Genomic DNA, 21,343 nt, shown 5'->3' with positions numbered 1-21,343 from the left:
TAATAATTTGTATCGACAATAAAATTGATTATCTAAATTGTAGAATAAGTTTAAACTATTTTTAAAATTTAAGATTTGTAAAAATTTATTTATAATTTATTAAAAAATTCTCTTATATCTTTTATTAACAGATTTGGTTTTTCAAGTGCAGGAAAATGACCGCCTTCTTTCATTTTATTAATTTGTCTAACATTAAATATTCTTTCAATATAAGATTTTGGAGGCCATTCAGACATTTCTTTTGGAAACATTGCAATACTAGTTGGGATTGAAATTTTTTTAAAATCTTTTGGAAAGTAACGGCCACCCTCCTCACGTCTTCCAAAATATATCCAGGAAGCTGTATTAAAAGTATTAGTTAAAACATAAACCATGATGTTTGCTAAAAGAACATCTTTTGAATATACGCTTTCTATATTGTTATCTTTTAAATCTGACCAACCATGCATCTTTTCAATAATCCAAGCAGCAATTCCTACTGGGCTATCGATCATTGCATAACTTAATGTTTGAGGTTTTGTTGCTTGTTGAGTTCTATACCCATCTTGAGTAATTTGATCATTATCAAACTTATTTTGCCAAACCTTTTCTTCCTCTGTTTGTGGGCCATCAGGATGTCTCATGGTTAAACAATTAATGTGAATAGCTTTACAATGATCATAGTGATCATATCCTAGCCAGTTAGCGATAGTTGCACCCCAGTCACCTCCTTGTGCCACATATTGTTTATGGTTTAAATTTTCAGTCATTAATTTATCCAAAATTTCAGCAATTTTTCTTGGACCGATAGGTTTCTTTGGTGCACCTGAAAAACCAAAACCAGGTAAGGATGGTGCAATAACAGTAAACGCATCATCTGCATCACCACCAAATTGTTCTGGGTGAGCTAGTGGTTTTATAACATCTAAAAATTCAACAATTGATCCTGGCCATCCATGCATCAACAATAAAGGCTTAGGATTTGCTCCACTGCCCTTTTCTTCTATAAAATGAATATCAATCCCATCAATATTAGTTTTAAAATTTGAAAAACTATTGATTAATTTTTCATGTTTTTTCCAATCAAAATTAGAGACCCAATATTCGCACAATTCTTTTAAATAGTTCTTATTAGTTCCGTGTACCCAATCATCCATGTCTTGAATTGAAGACCACGGGTAATTCTTTATTTTTGAATTAATGTTAGAAATCTGTTCATCTGATACATTAATTTTAAAATCTTTAATCATTTTGTCTTATTTTGTTATCAATAATTATAAAAACAACTATATACATTTTAATTATTATTTATAATTATTGTTTATGCTTTCAAATAAAGAAATAGTCTGCCCCAATAACCTTTTAGATGAGGCTCATAAGAAAAAAGGTGTACAAGTTGCTGTTGTTAATGCGGGTAAACCATTACCTATGTTATCGGTTCAAGATGCAGTAAATGAAAATTTAATTGAACCTATTTTTATTGGAGACAAAAAAGAAATTTTAAAATGTGCAGAGGATTTGAAATGGGATATTTCAGAATATGAAATAATTGATGAACCTGTTGAAAACGATACCGCAAAAATTGCAGCAAAACTTGCTAGCGAAGATAAAATAAAAATAATTGTTAAAGGTCATATTCATACAGATGTCTTAATGAAAGAAGTTTTAAAACGTGAATATAATTTGTTAGGAAAAACCCGATTAAGTCATATCTGGCATATGTCTGTTGAAAAAGATGGCAAACCTTTAATCATTACTGATGGTGCTTTAAATGTTTTGCCTAATGTAAAAACAAAGATGCATATTCTTAAAAATGTAATTAATTTTTCTAATAGAATAGGAATATCTAGACCAAAAGTTGCTGTTTTATCAGCTACAGAAGAAGTTTTAGATAGTGTTCCAAGCTCTTTAGATGCTGCCGAATTAACAAAACTTGCAAAAGAAGAAAATTTAGAAGCTGATGTTTTTGGACCGTTAGCATTCGATAATAGTATTTCAAAAAAATCAGCTGCTATAAAAGGAATTAAAAATGCAGTAGCTGGAGAAGCTGATGTTTTATTAGTTCCAAGTGTAGAAACTGGAAATGGTTTAGTTAAGATGATGATTTATTTTATGGGAGCTTGTGCTGCTGGAGTTGTAGTTGGTGGTAAAGTTCCAGTTGTAATTACAAGCAGATCTGATGAAGCTCAAGCAAGACTAGCTTCTATTGCAGCAGCAGTAGTTGCTTTAGATTAATTCTAAATTAAATTTATGAAACCAATCGATTATATAAGTTTATATCTCTTAGTGATCATTCTTTGTGTTACTAGTGTAAATATGGCTTACAGGTTTTATTTTTAAATCGTTGAATAAAATTCATTTTTACCTTATTAAGATGTTCTTAAACAAAGGAAATAATCAATGGCAATACAATATTTAAAAAAATCACCAAAAACATCTTCAACAGACGATACAAAAACTAGAGGTATAGTTGAAGGAATTCTTAAAGACATAGAACAATCTAAAGAAGAGGGTTGTAAAGAACTTTCAAAAAAATTTGATAAATTTGAAGGTGATGTGGTTATTTCTAAGGAAAGAATTGAAGAAATTAAAAAAACATTAGATCAAAAAACTAAGGATGATGTTCAATTTGCTCATGAGAGAGTAAGAAAATTTGCTGAAGCACAATTAAAAAACTATGGACAAGATTTTGAAGTTGAGCTTTCTGAAGGATTATTTGCAGGTCAAAGATTAATTCCTGTTAATACAGCTGGATGTTATGTTCCTGCTGGAAGATATGCTCATATTGCTTCTGCAGTTATGAGTGTAACAACTGCAAAAGTTGCGGGTGTAAAAAATATTCTAGTGTGTAGTTCTCCAAAACCTGGTGTAGGAGTTCACCCAACTATAGTTTATACGGCTGACCTTTGTGGTGCAGATGTAATTATGAATTTAGGTGGTGTTCAAGCAATAGCAGCTATGACAAATGGATTATTTAATAATGCACCAGCAGATATAATAGTTGGTCCAGGTAACCAGTTTGTAGCTGAAGCTAAAAGAATACTATTTGGAAAAGTTGGAATTGATTTATTTGCAGGTCCTACAGAGATAGCTGTCATTGCAGATGAAACTGCAGATCCTGAAATTGTTGCAGTAGATTTAGTTGGTCAAGCTGAACATGGCTATAACTCTCCTGCTTGGTTATACACAACAAGTAAAGAATTAGCTGAAAAAGTGATGAAAAGAGTTCCTGAGTTGATTGCTGAATTACCAGAACTTCCAAGAACAAATGCTGATGCAGCTTGGAGAGATTATGGTGAAGTAGTTCTTTGTGATACAGACGAAGAAATGGCTTCTATTAGTGATGAATATGCTCCTGAGCACTTAGAAGTACAGACAAAAAATTTAGAATGGTTTCACAAAAGATTAAAAAATTATGGATCTTTATTCATAGGTGAAGAAACAACTGTTGCTTATGGTGATAAATGTTCAGGGACAAATCATATTTTACCTACTAAAGGTGCTGGAAGATACACGGGTGGTTTGTTTGTTGGAAAATTTATTAAAACTTTAAGTTTTCAAAGAATGACCAAAGAATCTACTGAATTAGTTGGTGCAGCTGCTGCTAGACTTTCTAGATACGAAGGAATGGAAGCGCACGCAAGAACTGGTGATGTGAGACTTAAAAAATACGGTTATTCTAACTAGGATTTAACTCTTTTACCGTTTTCATCAAAAACGAAAATATCTTTTGAGTTGAAGCCCATTGTATTTTCTATGTTGTGATGACTTGGTATTTTGGCACTAATTTCGTATTGATCCATTTTGAGATAGGCAATTTTTTCATTACCTAGATTTTCAATCAAATCTACTTTTGGATTAAACTTGTATTCACTATTTTCTGAAACACTCAAGTGCTCAGGTCTTAAACCTAAATAGTAGTCTTTCTTAGAAAAATTTATTCCTTTAATTTTAACTGAATTTCCTAGAAACTTAATTTCATTATTTGAGATGACATTATCACCATTAATTTTTAAAATATTCATTTTAGGAGTACCAATAAATTGAGCCACAAAAACATTTGAAGGATTTGTATATATTTCATCTGGTGTACCAACTTGTTCAATATTTCCATGATTTAAAATAACTATTCTGTCAGCTAAAGTCATAGCTTCAACCTGATCGTGTGTTACATAAATCATATTTGTTTTTATTTGGTTGTGAAGTTTTGAAATTTCAACTCTCATTTCAGCTCTTAAAGCTGCATCAAGATTTGATAGCGGCTCATCAAATAAGAATATTTTTGGATTTCTTGTAATAGCTCTTCCAATAGCAACTCTTTGTCTTTGACCACCAGAAAGTTGTTTAGGTTTTCTCTCTAATAATTCTTCAATTTTTAAAATTTTGGCAGCATGCATAACTTTTTGCTCAATTTCCTCTTTAGATCTTTTTTCAATTTTTAGACCAAAAGACATGTTTTCATAAACATTCATATGTGGATATAAAGCATAAGATTGAAAAACCATTGCAGTTTCTCTTTTTGATGGATGTAATTCATTAACTAACTGATCGTTAATAAATATCTCTCCTTCATCAATTTGTTCCAACCCTGCAATCATTCTTAATAAAGTAGATTTTCCACAACCTGAAGGTCCAACTAAAACTAAAAATTCATCTTCTTTACCTTCAAGATTAAAATTATTTATAATCTTGTTAGTTCCAAATGATTTGTGAATGTTAGTAAATTTTATATTAGACATTATAATTTTTTTATTAGTTCAAAAATATCAACACCAATTTGGTTTAAAATATGGGCTATGTCAATTGGAACCCAGTTCTCTCTTATTTTTCCTTCATCATGATGATAAAAATCCATTACTCTCATTGTAACATTTTTATTGTTAGGAGGATATCCTAACCAATCATTTGAACCATAAGTTGCTTGAATACTGTGCCATCCTGCAGTTAAAGAAAACTTTCCATCTCCTAGCTCAGAATAATGACCTAGTTTCCAGTAATTTCTTTCTTTGAAGGTTTTTCTAAAAGGAAGTTGATGATTATCCACAAAACCTTCTAAAGATCTTGCGGTCCCTATTCCACTTGGTCCATACCAAATCATTTTATCATGCCAAAACTCTGCTTGTGGATGATCAATTAGTTTTAATTTTAAATCTTCATCTGAATTTGTATCTAGTTCAGGTTTAATATTTAGACTTCTTTGCATTATAAGTGCTTGATCTAAATTTGATTTAGAAATGTTGATATCTTTTTCAAAGAAATTTACACCATCAGTATTAATTGGGTTTAGCCAATTACCTTCAGCACCTCTTGATTTATGAATAGGAAAAACTCCTGTTTGAAATATTAAATCGATAACATCTATTAAGATATGGCTTTCAACTATTTTGTCATTTTTGAGCTCATGTATTTCACAACATCTTAAATTAACCATTTTATTATTGGGTCTAATACCAAGCCAATCTTTTTTAAAGACTCCAGAAAGTGTAGAAATTGAGGCAACTTGTATTTTATCTCTAAACGTTCCACCGATTATTAGTTGTGTTCTTCTCTCTAAATCAGGGAAAGACTCAAATAATGGTAACCAATAATCATCTTTAAATTTATCAAGACCACTAAACTCATTAACAGGGTGAAAACAATTAACCTTTATATCTTTAGCAAAATATTTGTTTAAATTATCATCTAGCTTAGATTTTCCTGAATGAACTATATCTGTTAAATAATTTTTTACTTTTTGTTTGTTTTTATAATTTTCTTCAGGAGTAATAATAATATTTTCTACGTCTTCTTGCCCTTTAAGTCCTGTGTCAAAATTTTCAATTTTCATATATAAAACAGTTATATTTAATAAAAAGACAATAAATATTATGACTGAAAGAATTGCAAGATTTAATGAGCTGACACCTAGCACCTTACCTTTTGTTGAGGGAAGAATGGAAGGTCATAAAGAAAGAAAAAATTATTCAATTGTAGGTCCGGGTGTCGCAGAAGATAGTAATCAGTCTGTTAAAATTTCTAAACCTCATGGTTACAATCTTGGCGCAGTTAGCGCTAACCCTAAAAATGGTTCAGGGTTACACAGTCACACAACTGCTGAAGTATTTTTAATCTATTCAGGTAAATGGAGATTCTATTGGGGTGCAGATGGTAAAAATGAAATAATTTTGAGTAAAGGGGATGTTGTTTCAATGCCAACGAATATGTTTAGAGGTTTTGAAAACGCTGGTAATGAAGAAGGTTTAATTTTTGTAATATTGGGAAATGATGATCCTGGAATAATCACTTGGGTTCCTAATGTTTTGATTAAAGCAAAAGAAACTGGATTAGCTTTGTTAGATGACAATTCTTTGATTGATTTAAATGAAAGTGAAATACCTCAAAACAGAAAACTATTAGAGCCTATCACAAATGAAAAGCTTAAAGAATTTGATAACTATGAAATAGATGAAATTAGTAAGTTTGTTTGTAAGTTTAAAGATCATATTAATCATGAAACTATTCTAAATAATGAAATTAAATTAATTCAAATTATAGGTAATAATTTTTGTAAAAAATCCTATGATCCTTTAATTAATCATACCACTGGTTTTAATTACAGTATTCTAAAAGCTAAAAAAGGGCTAATTGAGGATTTGATCTTTGACAAACCAACTATTTTATTTTCACAAAAAGGAACTTGGAAAGTTAAAATTGAAAAAGATGAATTTGATATTAATTCAAAAGATACTTTTTCCCTTCCGTTAAATACTAAAGTTAGCATTTCTATTGATAATAATGAAGAATGTTTTTTAAATTGTGTTAGTAAAGCTTGATGAAGGGCTTTGATAAAAAATATAAAGATTTCCCAGACTTTATTTTAAAAATTACTAAACAGATTTGGGAAGGAAAAGATGTGGATTCAATTGGTGAATTTTATACAGATGACATACCAGTTAGGTCCCCTTTTGGAATAACTTACGGCAACAAACCTGTTATAGAGGCAACTTATAATACCCTAAAAGAATTTCCAAATAGACAATTACTTGGTGAAGACGTTATCTGGAATGGAAATGATATTAATGGCTATCATTCCTCACATAGGATTTTAAGCAAAGGAACACATTTAGGAGATGGATTTTATGGCAAACCAACTGGAAAAGATATTTATTATAGAGTAATAGCAGATTGCGCTTGTAAAAGTAATCAAGTGTACGATGAATGGATTGTAAGAGATCAAGGAGCAATGGTAAGACAAATTGGTTATACTCCAAAAGAATTTGCTCAAATAATGATTGATAAGGAGGGTGGACTTGAAAAAGCAAAAAAACTTTTTGATAAAAATGATATAAAGCCATCAGATTATCAACCAGAGAAAATAAAAAAAGACTCTGCGGGTCAAAAATATTCAGAAATATTAAGTAAAGTTTTTGAAGAAGGTTACGATTTTAACGATTACAATAGAGCTTCCAGTATTTATTGGCCGGGAAATAAATTGGGTCATGGAAGAGAAGATATTTCAAAATTTTGGAACTCTTTAAAAGATATTTTTACTGATATCAAATTTACCATTGAACATGTTGGATATTTAGATGAGTCTAACAAAAACCCAAGGGCATCAATTAGATGGTTTTTAGAAGGTATGCACTCAGCAGACAGTGGAGACTATGGTAAAAAAACAAATTCTAAATTATTTATTATGGGAATAAATCATGTAGAATTAAATGAAGATGGGGTTATAAGAGAATGGGTTTTGTTTGATGAGGTTGCAATATGGAAACAAATTCTAATAAATAGTAATTAAAATGACTAAAATAAGAACAACTCATGTTGGAAGCTTACCAAGATCAGATGAGCTTTCTGATCTTTTATTTAAAAAGGACAAGCAAGAAAAAATCGATTTAGAAAATTTTGATGCTGTAGTAAAAAAAGATGTAAAAAAAATTGTAAAAAAACAAATTGATCTAGGTATTGATTTTATAAGTGATGGAGAGATGTCAAAAATCAGTTATGCGACTTATGTTAAAGATAGAATAGATGGATTTTCAGGAGAAAGTGAAAGAAAAGCTCCAAGAGATCTTGATGATTTTCCAACATTTAAAGAACGAATTGCAAGAACAGGTGGAACACCAACCTATACAAGACCTTGCTGCACACATGAACTAAAAATAAAAGACACTTTATCTTTAACTAAAGATATCAATAATTTTAAAGATGCTCTCAAAGAAAATAATCATAGTCATGCATTTATGAATGCTGCCTCTCCAGGTGTAATTTCAGCATTTTTACCAAATAAATTTTATAAAAATGATGATGAATATCTAAATTCTTTGTCAAAACTCATGAAGCAAGAATATGAAGAAATTGTTTCTAACGATTTATATTTGCAATTAGATTGTCCTGATCTTGCTTTAGCAAGACACATGACATTTAAAGATTTGTCAGAAGATGAATTTTTAAAAAGAGCAGAAAAACAAATTGAATTTCTTAATCAGTCTTTAGAAAATATTCCACAATCTAAAATTAGAATGCATATCTGCTGGGGTAATTATGAAGGACCTCATTCATATGATATTTCTTTAGATAAAATCTTACCTTTAATTTTAAAAGCAAATGTTGGAACATATTTGCTAGAGTCATCAAACCCAAGACATTCTCATGAATGGCAGGCGTTTGAAGGTATTAAATTGCCTCAAGATAAAATTATAGCCCCAGGTGTGATCGACTCTACTACTAACTTTATAGAACACCCAGAGGTTGTAAAAAATAGACTTATTCAGTTTTCAAAAGTAGTTAACAAAGATCAATTAATGGCAGGAACAGATTGTGGTTTCAGTACTTTTGCAGGTTTTGGAAATGTTGATGAAAACATAGTTTATAAAAAACTTGAGTCTTTAGTAGTTGGTACAGAGCTTGCTTCTAAAGCTATTTAATTTTTTGCTTTAAATTATCAAAAAAAACGACAGAATGACTTTATAGATACTTTTAAGTATTTTATAGGGTTAAAAGATTAAAATTATAGAAAGGTAATGAATATGAAAAAAATATTAATCGTATTATCGTTTTTGCTATTTGGCACTTATGCTAATGCAGACTGTAATATTAAATCTGGATCAATCAACATCTTGGCGAATGATTTTCCAGCATTAAGAACACTTGTTGATACAGCTAAAGAATGTAAAGGTAGTGCAGATTTTAAAGTAACACATTCAGCAGAGCACAATAAAATTGCTGTGCCAGCGCTAACTGCTAATCCTTCAGAATTTTCTGTTAGAGTAGCAGCAAACAGTTCAATTGTTCCATTAATGAATGGTGATTTAATTAGACCTATGAATGATCTAGTTAAAAAATATGGAAAAGGCATTCAAGATTCTCAATTAATTACAATTGATGGAAAAGTTATGGCTGTTGCATTTATGGCCAACACTCAGCATTTATATGTAAGAACGGATGTCTTAAAAGAAAATGGTATTGCAATTCCTAAAACTTACGAAGATGTTGTTGCAGCTTCTGAAAAAATTAGAGCAGCTGGAAAAATGAAATATCCTTATGCTGCAGCCTATAAAGCTGGCTGGAATTTAGCAGAAGAATTTGTAAACATGTATATTGGACATGGAGGTGAATTCTTTAAAGCTGGAACAGCAAAACCAAATATTAATAATGCTAAAGGTGTAGCGACTCTAAATATGCTAAAAAAATTAGCTGATTTGAGTAATCCTGATTATTTAACACATGATAGTGAAGCAATTAAAGTAGAATGGGAAGCTGGAAATGTTGCCATTATGACTTTATGGGCTTCAAGATCTGGAACTCTTCTAGATGATGAGGGAGATGCTAAAATCACAGCTGCTACTAAACTAGTTGCACCAGCAACTGTTGGTGGTGGAAACATTCCTGCTGCAACACTTTGGTGGGATGGATTTACACTTGCTAAAAATAGACCAGATGCAGATGCAGAAGCTTCTTTTAGAGCAATGGCTCATGCTGCTTCTTCAAAAGAAATGGTAGCAAAAGCTGCAGACCAAGCTGTTTGGTTAGTTGAAGGATTTGTTCCAGGACCAAAATCTGTTGGTGTAATTGAAGCAGTTAAAATGGGTGCAAAACCTTATCCAATGTTACCTCAAATGGGACTAATGCACGGTGCCTTGGGTAATGAAATTGTTGAATTTTTGCAAGGAAATGAGACAGCTGAACAAGCATTAAAAGATGTTGAAGCTGCTTATAACACTAAAGCAAAAGAACAAGGTTTCCTATAATATCTAAGTATCTTTAAGTGGGGATTTATTCCCCACTTAACTAAAATTCATGCCTAATAAAAGTTTTTTTTGGTTTTTTTTACCAACTGGTTTAGCAATGATTTTATTCATTGGGTTACCAATTATATCCACAGGTGTTCAATCTTTCTATGCTCAACACGATCAGATTTTAAAAGAAGTTAAAAAATGTGATCCATTTGGCTGCAAGGTTTCAGTACAAATTGATCAAGAAGCTACTTCAAAAATTAGAGAAGAAAAGCCACTTGGAAAATTTAATGGTTTTGGAACTTATGTAGACAGAAATCATTTAGCGACTGACCAATTATCTAATTTTTGGAGTGAGAGCAATTCAACTGGAGAATTTTTAACTAAAGTAGGTAATCTACCTTTTTATAAAGCATTAATTTTTACTTTTACTTATTGTATTATTGTTACACCATGTGTTTTATTGTTGGGATTTGTTATTGCCCTTAGTCTAAATTCAATTTCTAGAAAAATAAGAGGTGCTTTAATCTTTGGTACAATTTTACCAATGATAGTAACTCCATTAGTTGGTTCTTTAGTTTTATTTTGGATGGTAGATGCAGAAGGAATTATTGGAGCAAACTTACAATTATTGATGAATGATCCTTATCTATCAGTTAAATCTTCTAAAACACTTACTTGGATCACAATTATTATTTATGGTATTTGGCATCACTCCCCTTTTGCCTTTGTAGTATTCTATGCAGCTTTACAAACAGTTCCTCAGGAACCGTTAGAAGCTTCAATTATTGATGGTGCTTCAAGATTTCAGAGAGTTAAGCATATTGTTTTACCTCATATTTATCCTGTTGTAACATTTGTAGCTTTAATTTCTTTAATGGATAACTTTAGAGTATTTGAACCTATCATTGGTTTTAGCGCACAGGGTAGTGCTCAATCATTGTCTTGGTTGATATATGATAATTTAGTTAATGAAGAGGTTATTTTATTTGGCTCAGCAGCTGCAACTTCAATAATGACAATAATTGGAATAGCAATAATACTAACGCCAGTTTTAATAAGAACTTGGAGAGAATTTAGAACAAATAGATAATAATGGATTACGGATTAGATAAAAAATCAAATAGTTTAAAGACCTTCAATACTATGTTTATAGTTGTTTGGTTATTGATAGCATGTTTTCCATTTATTTGGACTTTTTGGGGTTCTTTCAAAGTAAGAGCAGACTTTTTTTCAAGAGCTGATTGGTGGTATGCAATAACAGCTTTCAACACATTATTAGAAACTGGTAAAAGTTTTACAACTGAAGCTTATAGTGGCGCATGGTTTGAAGGTGAGTTTTGGAAAGCATCAAGAAACACGATAATAGTAACTGTAAGTGTAGTTTCTGTTTCTTTGTTTCTTGGAACCTTAGGAGCTTACGCTTTATCAAGATCTACAAAAAATTATGCATTTTGGATTTTAATTATTGCATTAGTATTTAGAGCTATGCCTCATATAACTTTAGTTTCTGGATACTTATTTCCTTTTTTTCAATTACAAATTTGGGGAATTCTACCTACAACAATTGTAGTGTTAATAGCAATTAATCAACCATTTACACTTTGGCTACTTTACTCTTTTTTTAAAACTGTTCCAAAAGAACTTGACGAAAGTGCACTAATAGATGGGTGTACATACTTTCAAACATTCAGACATATAATTATGCCTGTGATGTGGCCAGGAGTTATAACAGCTGGATTATTTAGTTTAATGCTAGCATATAACGATTTTACTGTGACAGCCTTATTACTTAATCAAGAAAATCATACAATGGTTCCTAAAATTCAGAGTTACCTTGGAACCAATCAACACGAGGGTAATTTGATGTGGGCAGTTTCAGCAGTAGTTTCTGCTACAGCACCTTTATTCTTATTGGTAATGTTTTTTCAAAAACAAGTAATAAGTGGATTAACAGCAGGCGCTGTAAAAGGTTAATTAACAAAATCTTTAATTAAATTATTAAATTTATCTGGTTCTTCAAGATGCACGTTATGACTACAATCTTTAAAGATTTCTAGTCTACTATTTTTAATTTTTTTGTTAAGTGTATCAACTTGATCAAAATTATATGAGGTATCTTTATCACCCCAAACTATTAATGTTTCATTTTTAATATTTTCTAATTCATCAATTCCTGACCAATTTTGCATTGCTTTAAGTGCATTATCAGCAGTCTCTAGAGAAACATTTTTAACTGCATTTGCACATAAATAATAATTTTTATCCTGGTCACCTTTTACAAACCATTTTTGTGGTACTCTTGAAAATGAAATTTCTACCCCATCTTCTTTAAGTTTTTTTCTAGTTTCGTCAATTGGTTCAAACCTTCCGGGTATTTCACCGATAGATCCAGTTGCAAAACAAATTAATTTATTAACTCTGTTACCAGCAATTTTAGTTATTTCTTGAACTATCATTCCACCCATTGAATGACCAAGTAAATTAAATTTATCTATTTTTTTTTCATCTATTATGTCAATTACAAACTTGGCCATTTTATTAATTGAGTCTAATGATTGGACGCCGCTACTCTCACCAAATCCAGGTAAGGCTGGTGAAATTACTCTACAAAAATTTGAAAAAAAATTTCTTTGATTGCACCACATTTCAGATGAGCCCAAATAACCATGAACTAATACTAAAGGATATCCCTCACCTACATCATTTATATAAATTTTACTCATAATATTTAATTAATCATTTTTGTTATAATAAACAATGTTAAAAAACTCATAAAAATAATTATTGAGATATTAATTATATTCCAAATTTTTTTACTTTTCGCATATTTTGACAGGTATTTTGAAAGATATCCAATTAAGAAAAAAAATAAAAAAGATGCAATTGATGCACCTACTCCAAAAAGTATTTTTTGACTAATTATGAAGTTTTTTGAAAAATTTCCTAAAAAAAATACTGTATCAGAATAAACATGTGGATTTAAATATGTAAATCCTAGAGTTTTTAAAAAAATATTAAATGCTGTAATGCTGGTTAAATCTGTATCAAAATTGACTGCCGTATTATAATTCTTTATTTTTGAATAAATAAAATGAAGTAGAAAAATAACTAAAGTTATATTGAATATTAATTCAACAATTGAATTAAAATACTGATTAAAAAATTGAAAAATAAATATCCCAAGAAAAATTAAAATTAAGTCTGAAATAGAGCAAACTATACAAACAAGAAATACATGTTGTTTTTTTAACCCTTGTTCAATTACAAAAATATTTTGAGCACCTATTGCTAAAATAAGACTTAAACCAGTAAAGAAACCTAATAACAGAAATTCCATTAGGGTTTATTAAACTCTTTTCTTACCTTGAACAACCCTATCTAAAATTAATGCTACAAATAATATCGCAACACCTGCAAGTATACCTTGACCAACATTGGCATATTGTAAAGCTTCTAATACATCTTGTCCTAAACCTTTTGCTCCAATTAGTGATGCAACTACAACCATTGCTAAACTTAACATTACAGTTTGATTTACACCTGCTAAAATTGATGGGGTGGCTAAAGGTAAATCTACCTTTCTTAATAAATACCATTTAGTTGCACCGTAAGCTATTGCAGCTTCCCTGATTGTCTCTGGCACTCCTCTTAGTCCAAGTACTGTTAATCTAACAACAGGAGTTCCACCAAATATCATTGTAATTATTACTGCTGCAACCTTCCCTGTTCCAAAGAATGCAATTACAGGTATCATAAATACAAATGCAGGCATTGTTTGCATAAAATCCATTATTGGTCTTATCATTGAATAAAATCTTTGTCGTCTAGCACAGAAAATTCCAAGGGGTATTCCAATTGCAATACTTAAAATTGCAGCTGTTCCAAGCAATGCGAGTGTTGTCATAGCTTTTACCCAAAAACCTAAAAACCCCATGTAGCTTAAAAATCCAGCAGAATAAATTGCAGCTCTAGGCCCAGCTGATAATCCGGTTAAGGTTACTATTGTAGTTATAATTACTATCCAGGGAGTTTTAACAAACAATAATTCTAAGAAATCTAAAACAGATCTTATTCCAATTGTAATTGCCGTGAACAATGCATCTCCTTTTAAAACAGCATAATTAAAAATAGTTTCGACCCAAGCTATAGACGTCAATCTAATATCGGGATGAGTTGGAAACTCATTCATAATGTCTATTAAACCCGGAAAACTATAATGAACTACAGAGAAGAACATGATCACAGAAGCAAAAACTGTACTTAAAAAATAGTTTTTAGTTTGCATGCCTGGACTTATTGTTTTGTCTGAAAGCCATTCAGAATATCTTTTTTCTAATTTAGAGTTTGCAAGAACACCTTGAACTATTTTTATTAAAATCAATGAAACAATACCAAAAATTGTTATCCAAATAGCTGATGCTTCAATTCTATCGACTTCATTTATATAGCCTTGCATAGCATCTTCTAACGATTTAATGTTCCTCTTATAAACATCAACTTTGTCTGGATTGTTAGTTATAGCTGCTTCTAATTGTTTGTTTCTAAAAGCAATAGTAGATTGTACCTGTTCAATTTTTTGAATAGCATCCTTTGTAATATTTCCAAATAAACCTCTAATAATTTGAACAACTGAGAAAGTTTCAATAATTAAAAAAGTTAAGGCCCAATTCCAAATATTTCGCATTCCAAACCAAATTGGCCCAAGAATTGCAGCATATAAATTAAATGAGAAAGAAAATGTTGGCTTGCTTCCTATTTTTTGGAATTGATCAATATAATAATCTGGATTTGTTTTAACAAAATCAGTTATTAACTCTGATCGAGAGGGATTATTTAGTTCTTTACTCACCATCTCCTCCTTCAATAACTGCTTTTAAAAGATCGGACTGAGAAATAACACCAATAATTTTATTTTGATTATTATTTACAATGATTGGTTTGTCTCTTGAAGCTGATGTCTCAATAAGTTTACTCAATAAATCGCTTTCATTAACAACTTCTAAATCATTTGAAAGTTTTCCATTTTTATTTTCAAAATTTTCAACTGATTGCATTATTGATTTAGCTTGAACTACTTTTAATCTAGAAATTCCTTTAACAAAATCAGCGACATAATCATCTGCTGGACTAACAACAATTTCTTCAGGTGTTCCAACCTGAATAACTTTACCATCTCTCATTATTGCGATACGATGCCCTACTCTTACAGCTTCATCTAAATCATGGGTAATGAAAACAGTTGTTTTTTTCATTTGTTTTGAAAGTTTAATAAATTCTGATTGAAGTTGTCTCCTAATTAATGGATCTAATGCACTAAACGGTTCATCCATTAATAAAAAATCTGGATCTGCTGCTAATGCTCGAGCTAGACCTACTCTTTGCTGCATTCCACCTGATAATTCATGGGCAAATTTATTTCCCCAACCTTGTAATTCAACTATATCTAAAATTTTATTTGCAGCATCTAATCTATCGTTTTTACTCACACCTCTAATTTCAAGTGGCATTGCGATATTATCAACAACAGATCTATGAGGCATTAGGGCAAAGTTTTGAAATACCATACCAATTTTTTTATTTCTTAGTTCTTGTAAACTTTCTCTATCAAGACTCATTACATCCTGACCATTAATTAAAATTTTGCCAGAGGTTGGTTCTAAAAGTCTATTTATGTGTCTAACTAACGTTGATTTTCCACTACCAGAAAGGCCCATTACACAAAATATTTCGCCCTGTTTAACATCAAAAGAAACATCAGAAACACCTATAACTGAGTTATATTTCTCTAAAGCTTCATTTTTTGAAATTCTTTTATTTTGAATTGCATCTATTGCTTCGTCGGAAGTATTACCAAAAACTTTCCAAACATTTTCAATTTTAATTGCTGATCCAGATGAATCCATTTAACTTTCTTTTACTTGAGGAAAATATACCCGGCAATATAAAATTGCCGAGTATAAATAATTTATTTTAGATTAAAGACCTAACCAACCATCAACTGTTGATTTGTTAGCTTTCATCCAAGCTCTCGCTACATCAGCTGGTTGTTTTTTCTCAACTGAAATTGCGTAAGCCATAGCAGATACATCATCTGCTGTTAATTGAAAGTTCTTAAAGAATTCAACGATAGCTGGAGATTTACTTTCTAGAGAAGTTCCCCATCCAATTTGAATTTGTTTAAGTGCATCTTTAGAAGCTACGTATGATTTTTTGTACCAATCAGCATCTTCTTTAGGTTGTACCATTTTGTATTTAGCTGGATCGAATTTTGGCTCTTCCAACATAACTACATCAGCCATTCCCCAAATCGCATGTGGCTTGTAACAATAAAATGCATAGCCTTCACCTTTTTTAATAGAGTCAAGTACTCTTGCATTTTTAACTGCTTCTGCTGCTCTTATTGGTTCGATACCCGCATCATATAAACCATAGTCTCTTAATTTAACTTGGTTAACATTAGCTGAAGCCCAACCATCTGCACCAATCCAGAACTCACCTTTACCATTGCCATCACTATCCATAGCTTTAACAACTTCGGGTCTTCCTAAATCTTCAATTGCAGTAATATTAAACTTTTTTGCAAACTGTTGAGAAACACAATACCCTTGGTTTCCTTCATATGGTTTGCTGCTTAACTTCAAAGTTCCTTTTGGAACTAAATCATTTGTGTAAGCTTGTTGGTTTGGTAACCAGATGTCAGGGTGAACTTCAATCTCACCTTTGCTTCTGTCGATCGCACCATAAATAGCAGTGTTGTTTCCTGGGACAAGTTCTGCTTCTCCGCCCATTTTATCTGTAACAACTGCAGCTAATAAGTTTGCAATAGCTGTTGCACCTGTCCAACCTGGATCTCCAATTTTTACTTTTTCAGCGAATGATGAAAATGTTGCAAAAAGTGAAATAAGTCCAGCTACAAGTGTAGTTTTAATTATTCTCATTATCTCTCTCCTATTAATTTATAAAATTTAGTCTAACGTGAATGATTTAAGTGAGTCAAAGGAAATAAAGTTATAAAATGTATAAATAACAATGCTTTTTTATCTTAATGGTCGCAGTTATTATTGGTGACTAATCCAAATGGTTTTAGTTTGAAGAAAAGAATTTAATGCTTCAGTACCTTGGTCTCTACTCAATGATCCAGATTGTTTATAACCTCCAAATGGAGTTTTAATATCACCTTCTGAAAAAGTGTTAACTGATATAGTTCCACATGGAAGGCTTTTGGCTAAATGAAATGCTCGGTTTATATCTTGGGTGAATACACTTGCATGTAATCCATATTTTGAATTACTTGCAATTTTCAAAGCCTCTTCATCATTTTTAACTGTCAAAACTCCTAGTACTGGACCAAAGATCTCTTCTTGAGCAATGGTCATATTTTCTTTTAATCCATCAAACAATGTTGGCTTTGCATAAAAGCCTTTTTGTTTATTGTTCGATACTCCACCAGATAAAAGTTTTGCACCTTCATCTATACCTTTTTGAATATACCCATCAACTGTTTGCAAGTGTCCTTTTGAAATCATAGATCCCATATTAGATTTTAAATCTAATGGATCACCTACTTTTAATTTTTTTACTCTTTTAATTATTTTATCTAAAAATTCATCTTTAACTTTTTTGTGAACTATTTGTCTCATGTTTGCAGAACAGTTTTGACCACCATTCCAAAATGCAGAATTAATTGCATTATCAATTAAATCATCATTAATTTTCGCATCCTCTAAAACTATAAATGGACTTTTGCCACCCATCTCTAAAGCAACAGGTTTTAAATTACTTTCGCTTGAATACTTTAAAAAATATCCACCTACTTCAGTTGAGCCTGTGAATGAAACAGCATCAACATCTTTGTGTCGACCTAGAGCCTCACCAACATCTCCATATCCTGGAAGAACATTTAATACACCGTCTGGAATTCCGGCCTCTTTACCAATTTGAGCAACTCTTATTGCTGTTAGTGGAGTATCTTCTGCTGGCTTGATAATTACTGAGCAGCCCGCAGCTAATGCAGGAGCCATCTTCCAAACAGCCATCATTAAAGGAAAGTTCCAAGGGACAATTCCTGCAACAACCCCTATTGGTTCTTTAACTATTAAACTTGTAATAGATGGTTCGGTTGGACCAACTTTTCCAAAAACTTTATCTATAAGTTCTCCATACCACTGGAAATGCATTGGAGCATCATTGGCGACTTCATTAATACAATCTGTAACTAACTTTCCAGTATCAACACACTCTAAAACTGAATTTTCATCTCCATGTTTTCGAAGTAATTCTGCAAATTTTAATAAAACTTCTTTTCTATGCTCTGGTGAACATCTAGACCAAACACCACTATTAAAGGCTTTTCTTGAAACCTTAACTGTAAGATCAACATCTTTATGATTACATTTAGCAACAGTGCAAAGTGTTTCTCCTGTTGCAGGATTTATTGTTTCAAATTTTTTACCATCAATGGCATTAACATATTTACCATTGATAAATGCTCTTCCTTCAAACTTTAATTTTTTTGCGATAGCTTTATAATTAGTAGCCACTAACTATTCTGGGTTAGCTGTAAGTGTTTTGATCTCTAAAACATTTTCATTAGGATCTTTTACAAAGAAAGTCTCTTGTTCATATTTTGTACCCTTAAATCTTAAATAAGGCTCATCGTAATACTTGGTGCCATTATCTTTTAATCTCTGTTTAAGAGCATCAAAATCTTTCTTTGATAAATGCACGCCAAAGTGAGGAACAGAAACATTTCCCATATCGACATCATGTCTTTCGTTATCTAATTTATGCTCACTTGCATGAAGAGTTAATTCATTTCCCCAAAAATCAACATCAGCCCATTCTTGATCAGAGTTATCTAATCTACAGCCTAATGTTTCACTGTAAAATTTTTTTGCTACTTCTAAGTCACCACAAGGGACAGCTAAATGAAAACAATTGGTATTTCTATACATAAATCTCCTCTTTAATTACGAAATATAATCACTATATAAAGATCACAATTAAGTCAATCTAGCAAAAAAACATGGGAAATTTTTTACAATCTATAATTGATCGAGATCCAGCTGCAAAATCTAAGTTAAGTTTAATTTTAACTTATCCTGGAGTTAAAGCAGTCTTCTTTCATAGACTAGCAAATTTTTTTAGTACCGCTAAATTTGAAATAATTGCAAGAATGATTTCCCAGTTTTCAAGATTCTTAACTGGTATTGAGATTCACCCTAAAGCTAAAATTGGAAAAAATTTATTTATTGATCATGGTATGGGAGTTGTGATTGGAGAAACTTCTGAAATTGGTGAGAATGTAACTATCTATCATATGGTTACACTTGGAGGGATTGCACCAAGTATAAACTCAAATGGTCAGCGTAATATTAAAAGACACCCAACAATTGAAGATGATGTAGTTATTGGATCAGGTGCGCAAGTGTTAGGTCCTGTCAGAGTTGGAAGATGTGCAAAAATTGGTGCTAACGCAGTGATTACAAAAGATGTTCCAGAAAAAGCTGTTATGGTTGGTATACCAGCAAAGAATGTTGGTATTGCTGATAGCGAATTCAAACCTTATGGTATTACTCCAGATAGTGATACAAAATCAGACTAATGAGCAACATTCAAAATGATTTTATTTCAGGGATTGGAAATACTCCTTTAATAAAATTAAGAGCTGCATCAGAAATAACTGGATGCAATATTTATGGTAAAGCTGAATTTTTAAATCCAGGTGGATCAGTTAAAGATAGAGCTGCATTGGCATTAATAAAAGACGCTCAAGAAAAAAAATTAATTTCAAAAGGTGGGACTGTTGTTGAGGGAACAGCAGGTAATACTGGAATTGGTTTGGGTCTTTTAGGAAACTCCTTAGGGTACAAAACTATTATTGTAATGAACGATAATCAAACTCAAGAAAAAAAAGATTTATTAAAAAACCTAGGTGCAGAACTTAGATTGGTAGCACCAAAGCCTTACAAAGATGAAAATAACTTTGTAAAAATTGCAGCAAGACTAGCTGATGAATTAAGACCATCAAATAATAACGGTGTTATATGGGCTAATCAATTTGATAACACGGCAAATGCAAAAGGTCATTATGAGGGAACTGGACCAGAAATTTGGGATCAAACAGATGGTAAGGTTGATGGATTTGTTTGCTCGTCTGGAACCGGTGGAACTATTTCTGGTGTAAGTAATGCTCTTAAAGAAAAAAATAAAGATATAAAAATTTATTTATCAGATCCCAAAGGTTCTGCTCTTTATAATTATATAAAGAATGGTGAGTTAAAATCAGAAGGTGGGTCTATTACTGAGGGAATTGGTTCAAGTAGAGTAACTAAAAACTTTGAGAATGCTAAAATAGATGATGCTTATTCAATCGATGACCATGAAGCACTACCAATTCTTTACGACCTAATTCAAAATGAAGGGTTAAGCCTTGGCACAAGCTGTGGAATTAATATCGCTGGTGCAATTAGATTAGGTAAAGAATTAGGACCAGGAAAAACGATTGTTACAATTCTTTGTGATAGAAGTGATAAATACTCAACAAAGATGTTTAATAAAAAATTCCTTGAAGAAAAAGGTTTACCCTTCCCTAATTGGCTTTAGATATAAATTTTATCTGACAACCCATATATTAGAACAGCACTCAAAATAGTAAATACTAGTGGTGCTATAACACCTTCGTTCGAGTCATTTCTAATTCCTGTTTTGTCAATTTTTATCGAATAAGTGTTTACAATTAAGATGCATACATTTTGTACAAAAATTAAATTAAAGAATGCCCAAGTACCTTCAACACCATTAGGTCTGACAAACATTATATAAAGAGCCATCAATAATGCTCCTAGAAAAGTAGCACCTATCATTCGCATTATAGGTGTTGCTGTTTCATCCATTTCAAATTTAGCTCTAAAATTTTTATTATTAATTATCATTTGATAAGCATAAATTCCAAAACCTAAAAAATGAATTATGAAAAGGATTAAGTAAAAAATTCCATTAAATTTTTCAATCATAGTTAATTTTTATCAAAAAAAATTGTTATTGTTAATTTTTAAATGTAAGAAATTAATTCTAAGATAAGTTGTAAAATAACTAAATTTTATAAGTACTAAGCCTTTTTCTTCGATATTTTTATAATGTTA

General features: G+C 31.2%; 21 protein-coding genes. 10 read left to right on the top strand and 11 right to left on the bottom strand.

The features are described from left to right. Window positions 1–89: 89 nt before the first annotated feature. On the bottom strand, window positions 90–1,229 hold the full coding sequence (locus tag ACIJYE_RS02260; RefSeq protein ID WP_435090914.1) for an epoxide hydrolase family protein: 1,140 nt from the start codon (window positions 1,227–1,229) through the stop codon (window positions 90–92). Between the two features lie 73 nt (window positions 1,230–1,302). Between ACIJYE_RS02260 and ACIJYE_RS02255 the strand changes: the two genes are divergently transcribed. Both ACIJYE_RS02255 and hisD read left to right on the top strand, forming a co-directional pair. Then, window positions 1,303–2,214 (top strand): bifunctional enoyl-CoA hydratase/phosphate acetyltransferase, encoded by a 912-nt coding sequence (locus ACIJYE_RS02255; protein ID WP_435090913.1) that lies wholly within the window; start codon window positions 1,303–1,305, stop codon window positions 2,212–2,214. A gap of 165 nt (window positions 2,215–2,379) precedes the next feature. Then, the gene (gene hisD, locus ACIJYE_RS02250) at window positions 2,380–3,666 is read left to right on the top strand and encodes a histidinol dehydrogenase (protein WP_435088834.1); all 1,287 of its coding nucleotides are present in this window, start codon (window positions 2,380–2,382) and stop codon (window positions 3,664–3,666) included. Here the strand turns inward: hisD and ACIJYE_RS02245 are convergent. Together ACIJYE_RS02245 and ACIJYE_RS02240 are read right to left on the bottom strand one after the other, a co-directional pair. Next, on the bottom strand, window positions 3,663–4,718 hold the full coding sequence (locus tag ACIJYE_RS02245; protein ID WP_435090912.1) for an ABC transporter ATP-binding protein: 1,056 nt from the start codon (window positions 4,716–4,718) through the stop codon (window positions 3,663–3,665). The genes hisD and ACIJYE_RS02245 overlap by 4 nt on opposite strands. Then, window positions 4,718–5,806, bottom strand: coding sequence for an ester cyclase (locus tag ACIJYE_RS02240; RefSeq protein ID WP_435090911.1), 1,089 nt, complete (start codon window positions 5,804–5,806; stop codon window positions 4,718–4,720). The genes ACIJYE_RS02245 and ACIJYE_RS02240 overlap by 1 nt, the downstream gene beginning before the upstream one ends. A 40-nt stretch (window positions 5,807–5,846) precedes the next feature. Here ACIJYE_RS02240 and ACIJYE_RS02235 point away from each other — a divergent pair, with 40 nt between their 5' ends. The 6 genes from ACIJYE_RS02235 (at window position 5,847) to ACIJYE_RS02210 (ending at window position 12,173) form a co-directional block, all read left to right on the top strand. Beyond that, a complete protein-coding gene (locus tag ACIJYE_RS02235) occupies window positions 5,847–6,791 on the top strand; it encodes a cupin domain-containing protein (RefSeq protein WP_435090909.1) in 945 nt (314 codons plus the stop codon). Further along, window positions 6,791–7,759: an ester cyclase gene (locus ACIJYE_RS02230; RefSeq protein ID WP_435090907.1), complete on the top strand. Its 969-nt coding sequence runs from the start codon at window positions 6,791–6,793 to the stop codon at window positions 7,757–7,759. Before ACIJYE_RS02235 ends, ACIJYE_RS02230 begins: the two co-directional genes overlap by 1 nt. A 1-nt stretch (window position 7,760) precedes the next feature. Beyond that, the gene (locus ACIJYE_RS02225; RefSeq protein WP_435090905.1) at window positions 7,761–8,888 is read left to right on the top strand and encodes a cobalamin-independent methionine synthase II family protein; all 1,128 of its coding nucleotides are present in this window, start codon (window positions 7,761–7,763) and stop codon (window positions 8,886–8,888) included. A 96-nt stretch (window positions 8,889–8,984) separates the two neighbouring features. Then, window positions 8,985–10,211, top strand: coding sequence for an ABC transporter substrate-binding protein (locus tag ACIJYE_RS02220; RefSeq protein ID WP_435090904.1), 1,227 nt, complete (start codon window positions 8,985–8,987; stop codon window positions 10,209–10,211). A gap of 49 nt (window positions 10,212–10,260) precedes the next feature. Beyond that, a complete protein-coding gene (locus ACIJYE_RS02215; RefSeq protein WP_435090903.1) occupies window positions 10,261–11,289 on the top strand; it encodes a carbohydrate ABC transporter permease in 1,029 nt (342 codons plus the stop codon). Window positions 11,290–11,291: 2 nt separating this feature from the next. Then, window positions 11,292–12,173, top strand: a complete 882-nt coding sequence (locus ACIJYE_RS02210) for a carbohydrate ABC transporter permease (protein ID WP_271497306.1) — start codon at window positions 11,292–11,294, stop codon at window positions 12,171–12,173. Here the strand turns inward: ACIJYE_RS02210 and ACIJYE_RS02205 are convergent. The 7 genes from ACIJYE_RS02205 to ACIJYE_RS02175 all read right to left on the bottom strand — a co-directional run bounded on the left by ACIJYE_RS02205 (window position 12,170) and on the right by ACIJYE_RS02175 (window position 19,153). Then, on the bottom strand, window positions 12,170–12,922 hold the full coding sequence (locus ACIJYE_RS02205) for an alpha/beta fold hydrolase (protein ID WP_435090902.1): 753 nt from the start codon (window positions 12,920–12,922) through the stop codon (window positions 12,170–12,172). The two genes, ACIJYE_RS02210 and ACIJYE_RS02205, sit on opposite strands and share 4 nt — an antisense overlap. A gap of 5 nt (window positions 12,923–12,927) precedes the next feature. Next, window positions 12,928–13,536: a LysE/ArgO family amino acid transporter gene (locus tag ACIJYE_RS02200; protein ID WP_435090901.1), complete on the bottom strand. Its 609-nt coding sequence runs from the start codon at window positions 13,534–13,536 to the stop codon at window positions 12,928–12,930. Between the two features lie 9 nt (window positions 13,537–13,545). After that, window positions 13,546–15,051, bottom strand: a complete 1,506-nt coding sequence (locus tag ACIJYE_RS02195) for an ABC transporter permease (RefSeq protein ID WP_435090900.1) — start codon at window positions 15,049–15,051, stop codon at window positions 13,546–13,548. Continuing rightward, window positions 15,041–16,102 (bottom strand): quaternary amine ABC transporter ATP-binding protein, encoded by a 1,062-nt coding sequence (locus ACIJYE_RS02190; RefSeq protein ID WP_435090899.1) that lies wholly within the window; start codon window positions 16,100–16,102, stop codon window positions 15,041–15,043. Before ACIJYE_RS02190 ends, ACIJYE_RS02195 begins: the two co-directional genes overlap by 11 nt. A gap of 72 nt (window positions 16,103–16,174) precedes the next feature. Next, on the bottom strand, window positions 16,175–17,137 hold the full coding sequence (locus tag ACIJYE_RS02185; RefSeq protein ID WP_435090898.1) for an ABC transporter substrate-binding protein: 963 nt from the start codon (window positions 17,135–17,137) through the stop codon (window positions 16,175–16,177). Between the two features lie 120 nt (window positions 17,138–17,257). Beyond that, window positions 17,258–18,739, bottom strand: a complete 1,482-nt coding sequence (locus ACIJYE_RS02180) for an aldehyde dehydrogenase (RefSeq protein ID WP_435090896.1) — start codon at window positions 18,737–18,739, stop codon at window positions 17,258–17,260. A gap of 3 nt (window positions 18,740–18,742) precedes the next feature. After that, the gene (locus ACIJYE_RS02175; RefSeq protein WP_435088819.1) at window positions 18,743–19,153 is read right to left on the bottom strand and encodes a VOC family protein; all 411 of its coding nucleotides are present in this window, start codon (window positions 19,151–19,153) and stop codon (window positions 18,743–18,745) included. Window positions 19,154–19,224: 71 nt separating this feature from the next. Between ACIJYE_RS02175 and epsC the strand changes: the two genes are divergently transcribed. Next, window positions 19,225–19,803, top strand: a complete 579-nt coding sequence (gene epsC, locus ACIJYE_RS02170; RefSeq protein ID WP_435090894.1) for a serine O-acetyltransferase EpsC — start codon at window positions 19,225–19,227, stop codon at window positions 19,801–19,803. Further along, window positions 19,803–20,804, top strand: coding sequence for a cysteine synthase A (locus ACIJYE_RS02165; protein ID WP_435090893.1), 1,002 nt, complete (start codon window positions 19,803–19,805; stop codon window positions 20,802–20,804). Before epsC ends, ACIJYE_RS02165 begins: the two co-directional genes overlap by 1 nt. Here ACIJYE_RS02165 and ACIJYE_RS02160 read toward each other — a convergent pair. Next, window positions 20,801–21,214: a hypothetical protein gene (locus ACIJYE_RS02160; RefSeq protein ID WP_435090892.1), complete on the bottom strand. Its 414-nt coding sequence runs from the start codon at window positions 21,212–21,214 to the stop codon at window positions 20,801–20,803. The two genes, ACIJYE_RS02165 and ACIJYE_RS02160, sit on opposite strands and share 4 nt — an antisense overlap. Window positions 21,215–21,343: the final 129 nt, after the last annotated feature.

The sequence above is a fragment of the Candidatus Pelagibacter bacterium nBUS_30 genome, assembly GCF_051201245.1.
Lineage (GTDB): Bacteria > Pseudomonadota > Alphaproteobacteria > Pelagibacterales > Pelagibacteraceae > Pelagibacter.
This window is presented reverse-complemented; position numbering and strand designations above follow the sequence as displayed.

Excerpts from the sequence above, each read along its gene's own strand:
- ACIJYE_RS02260 (WP_435090914.1), bottom strand. The coding sequence starts at position 1,229 with ATGATTAAAGATTTTAAAATTAATGTATCAGATGAACAGATTTCTAAC.
- ACIJYE_RS02255 (WP_435090913.1), top strand. The coding sequence starts at position 1,303 with ATGCTTTCAAATAAAGAAATAGTCTGCCCCAATAACCTTTTAGATGAG.
- hisD (WP_435088834.1), top strand. The coding sequence starts at position 2,380 with ATGGCAATACAATATTTAAAAAAATCACCAAAAACATCTTCAACAGAC.
- ACIJYE_RS02245 (WP_435090912.1), bottom strand. The coding sequence starts at position 4,718 with ATGTCTAATATAAAATTTACTAACATTCACAAATCATTTGGAACTAAC.
- ACIJYE_RS02240 (WP_435090911.1), bottom strand. The coding sequence starts at position 5,806 with ATGAAAATTGAAAATTTTGACACAGGACTTAAAGGGCAAGAAGACGTA.
- ACIJYE_RS02235 (WP_435090909.1), top strand. The coding sequence starts at position 5,847 with ATGACTGAAAGAATTGCAAGATTTAATGAGCTGACACCTAGCACCTTA.
- ACIJYE_RS02230 (WP_435090907.1), top strand. The coding sequence starts at position 6,791 with ATGAAGGGCTTTGATAAAAAATATAAAGATTTCCCAGACTTTATTTTA.
- ACIJYE_RS02225 (WP_435090905.1), top strand. The coding sequence starts at position 7,761 with ATGACTAAAATAAGAACAACTCATGTTGGAAGCTTACCAAGATCAGAT.
- ACIJYE_RS02220 (WP_435090904.1), top strand. The coding sequence starts at position 8,985 with ATGAATATGAAAAAAATATTAATCGTATTATCGTTTTTGCTATTTGGC.
- ACIJYE_RS02215 (WP_435090903.1), top strand. The coding sequence starts at position 10,261 with ATGCCTAATAAAAGTTTTTTTTGGTTTTTTTTACCAACTGGTTTAGCA.
- ACIJYE_RS02210 (WP_271497306.1), top strand. The coding sequence starts at position 11,292 with ATGGATTACGGATTAGATAAAAAATCAAATAGTTTAAAGACCTTCAAT.
- ACIJYE_RS02205 (WP_435090902.1), bottom strand. The coding sequence starts at position 12,922 with ATGAGTAAAATTTATATAAATGATGTAGGTGAGGGATATCCTTTAGTA.
- ACIJYE_RS02200 (WP_435090901.1), bottom strand. The coding sequence starts at position 13,536 with ATGGAATTTCTGTTATTAGGTTTCTTTACTGGTTTAAGTCTTATTTTA.
- ACIJYE_RS02195 (WP_435090900.1), bottom strand. The coding sequence starts at position 15,051 with ATGGTGAGTAAAGAACTAAATAATCCCTCTCGATCAGAGTTAATAACT.
- ACIJYE_RS02190 (WP_435090899.1), bottom strand. The coding sequence starts at position 16,102 with ATGGATTCATCTGGATCAGCAATTAAAATTGAAAATGTTTGGAAAGTT.
- ACIJYE_RS02185 (WP_435090898.1), bottom strand. The coding sequence starts at position 17,137 with ATGAGAATAATTAAAACTACACTTGTAGCTGGACTTATTTCACTTTTT.
- ACIJYE_RS02175 (WP_435088819.1), bottom strand. The coding sequence starts at position 19,153 with ATGTATAGAAATACCAATTGTTTTCATTTAGCTGTCCCTTGTGGTGAC.
- epsC (WP_435090894.1), top strand. The coding sequence starts at position 19,225 with ATGGGAAATTTTTTACAATCTATAATTGATCGAGATCCAGCTGCAAAA.
- ACIJYE_RS02165 (WP_435090893.1), top strand. The coding sequence starts at position 19,803 with ATGAGCAACATTCAAAATGATTTTATTTCAGGGATTGGAAATACTCCT.
- ACIJYE_RS02160 (WP_435090892.1), bottom strand. The coding sequence starts at position 21,214 with ATGATTGAAAAATTTAATGGAATTTTTTACTTAATCCTTTTCATAATT.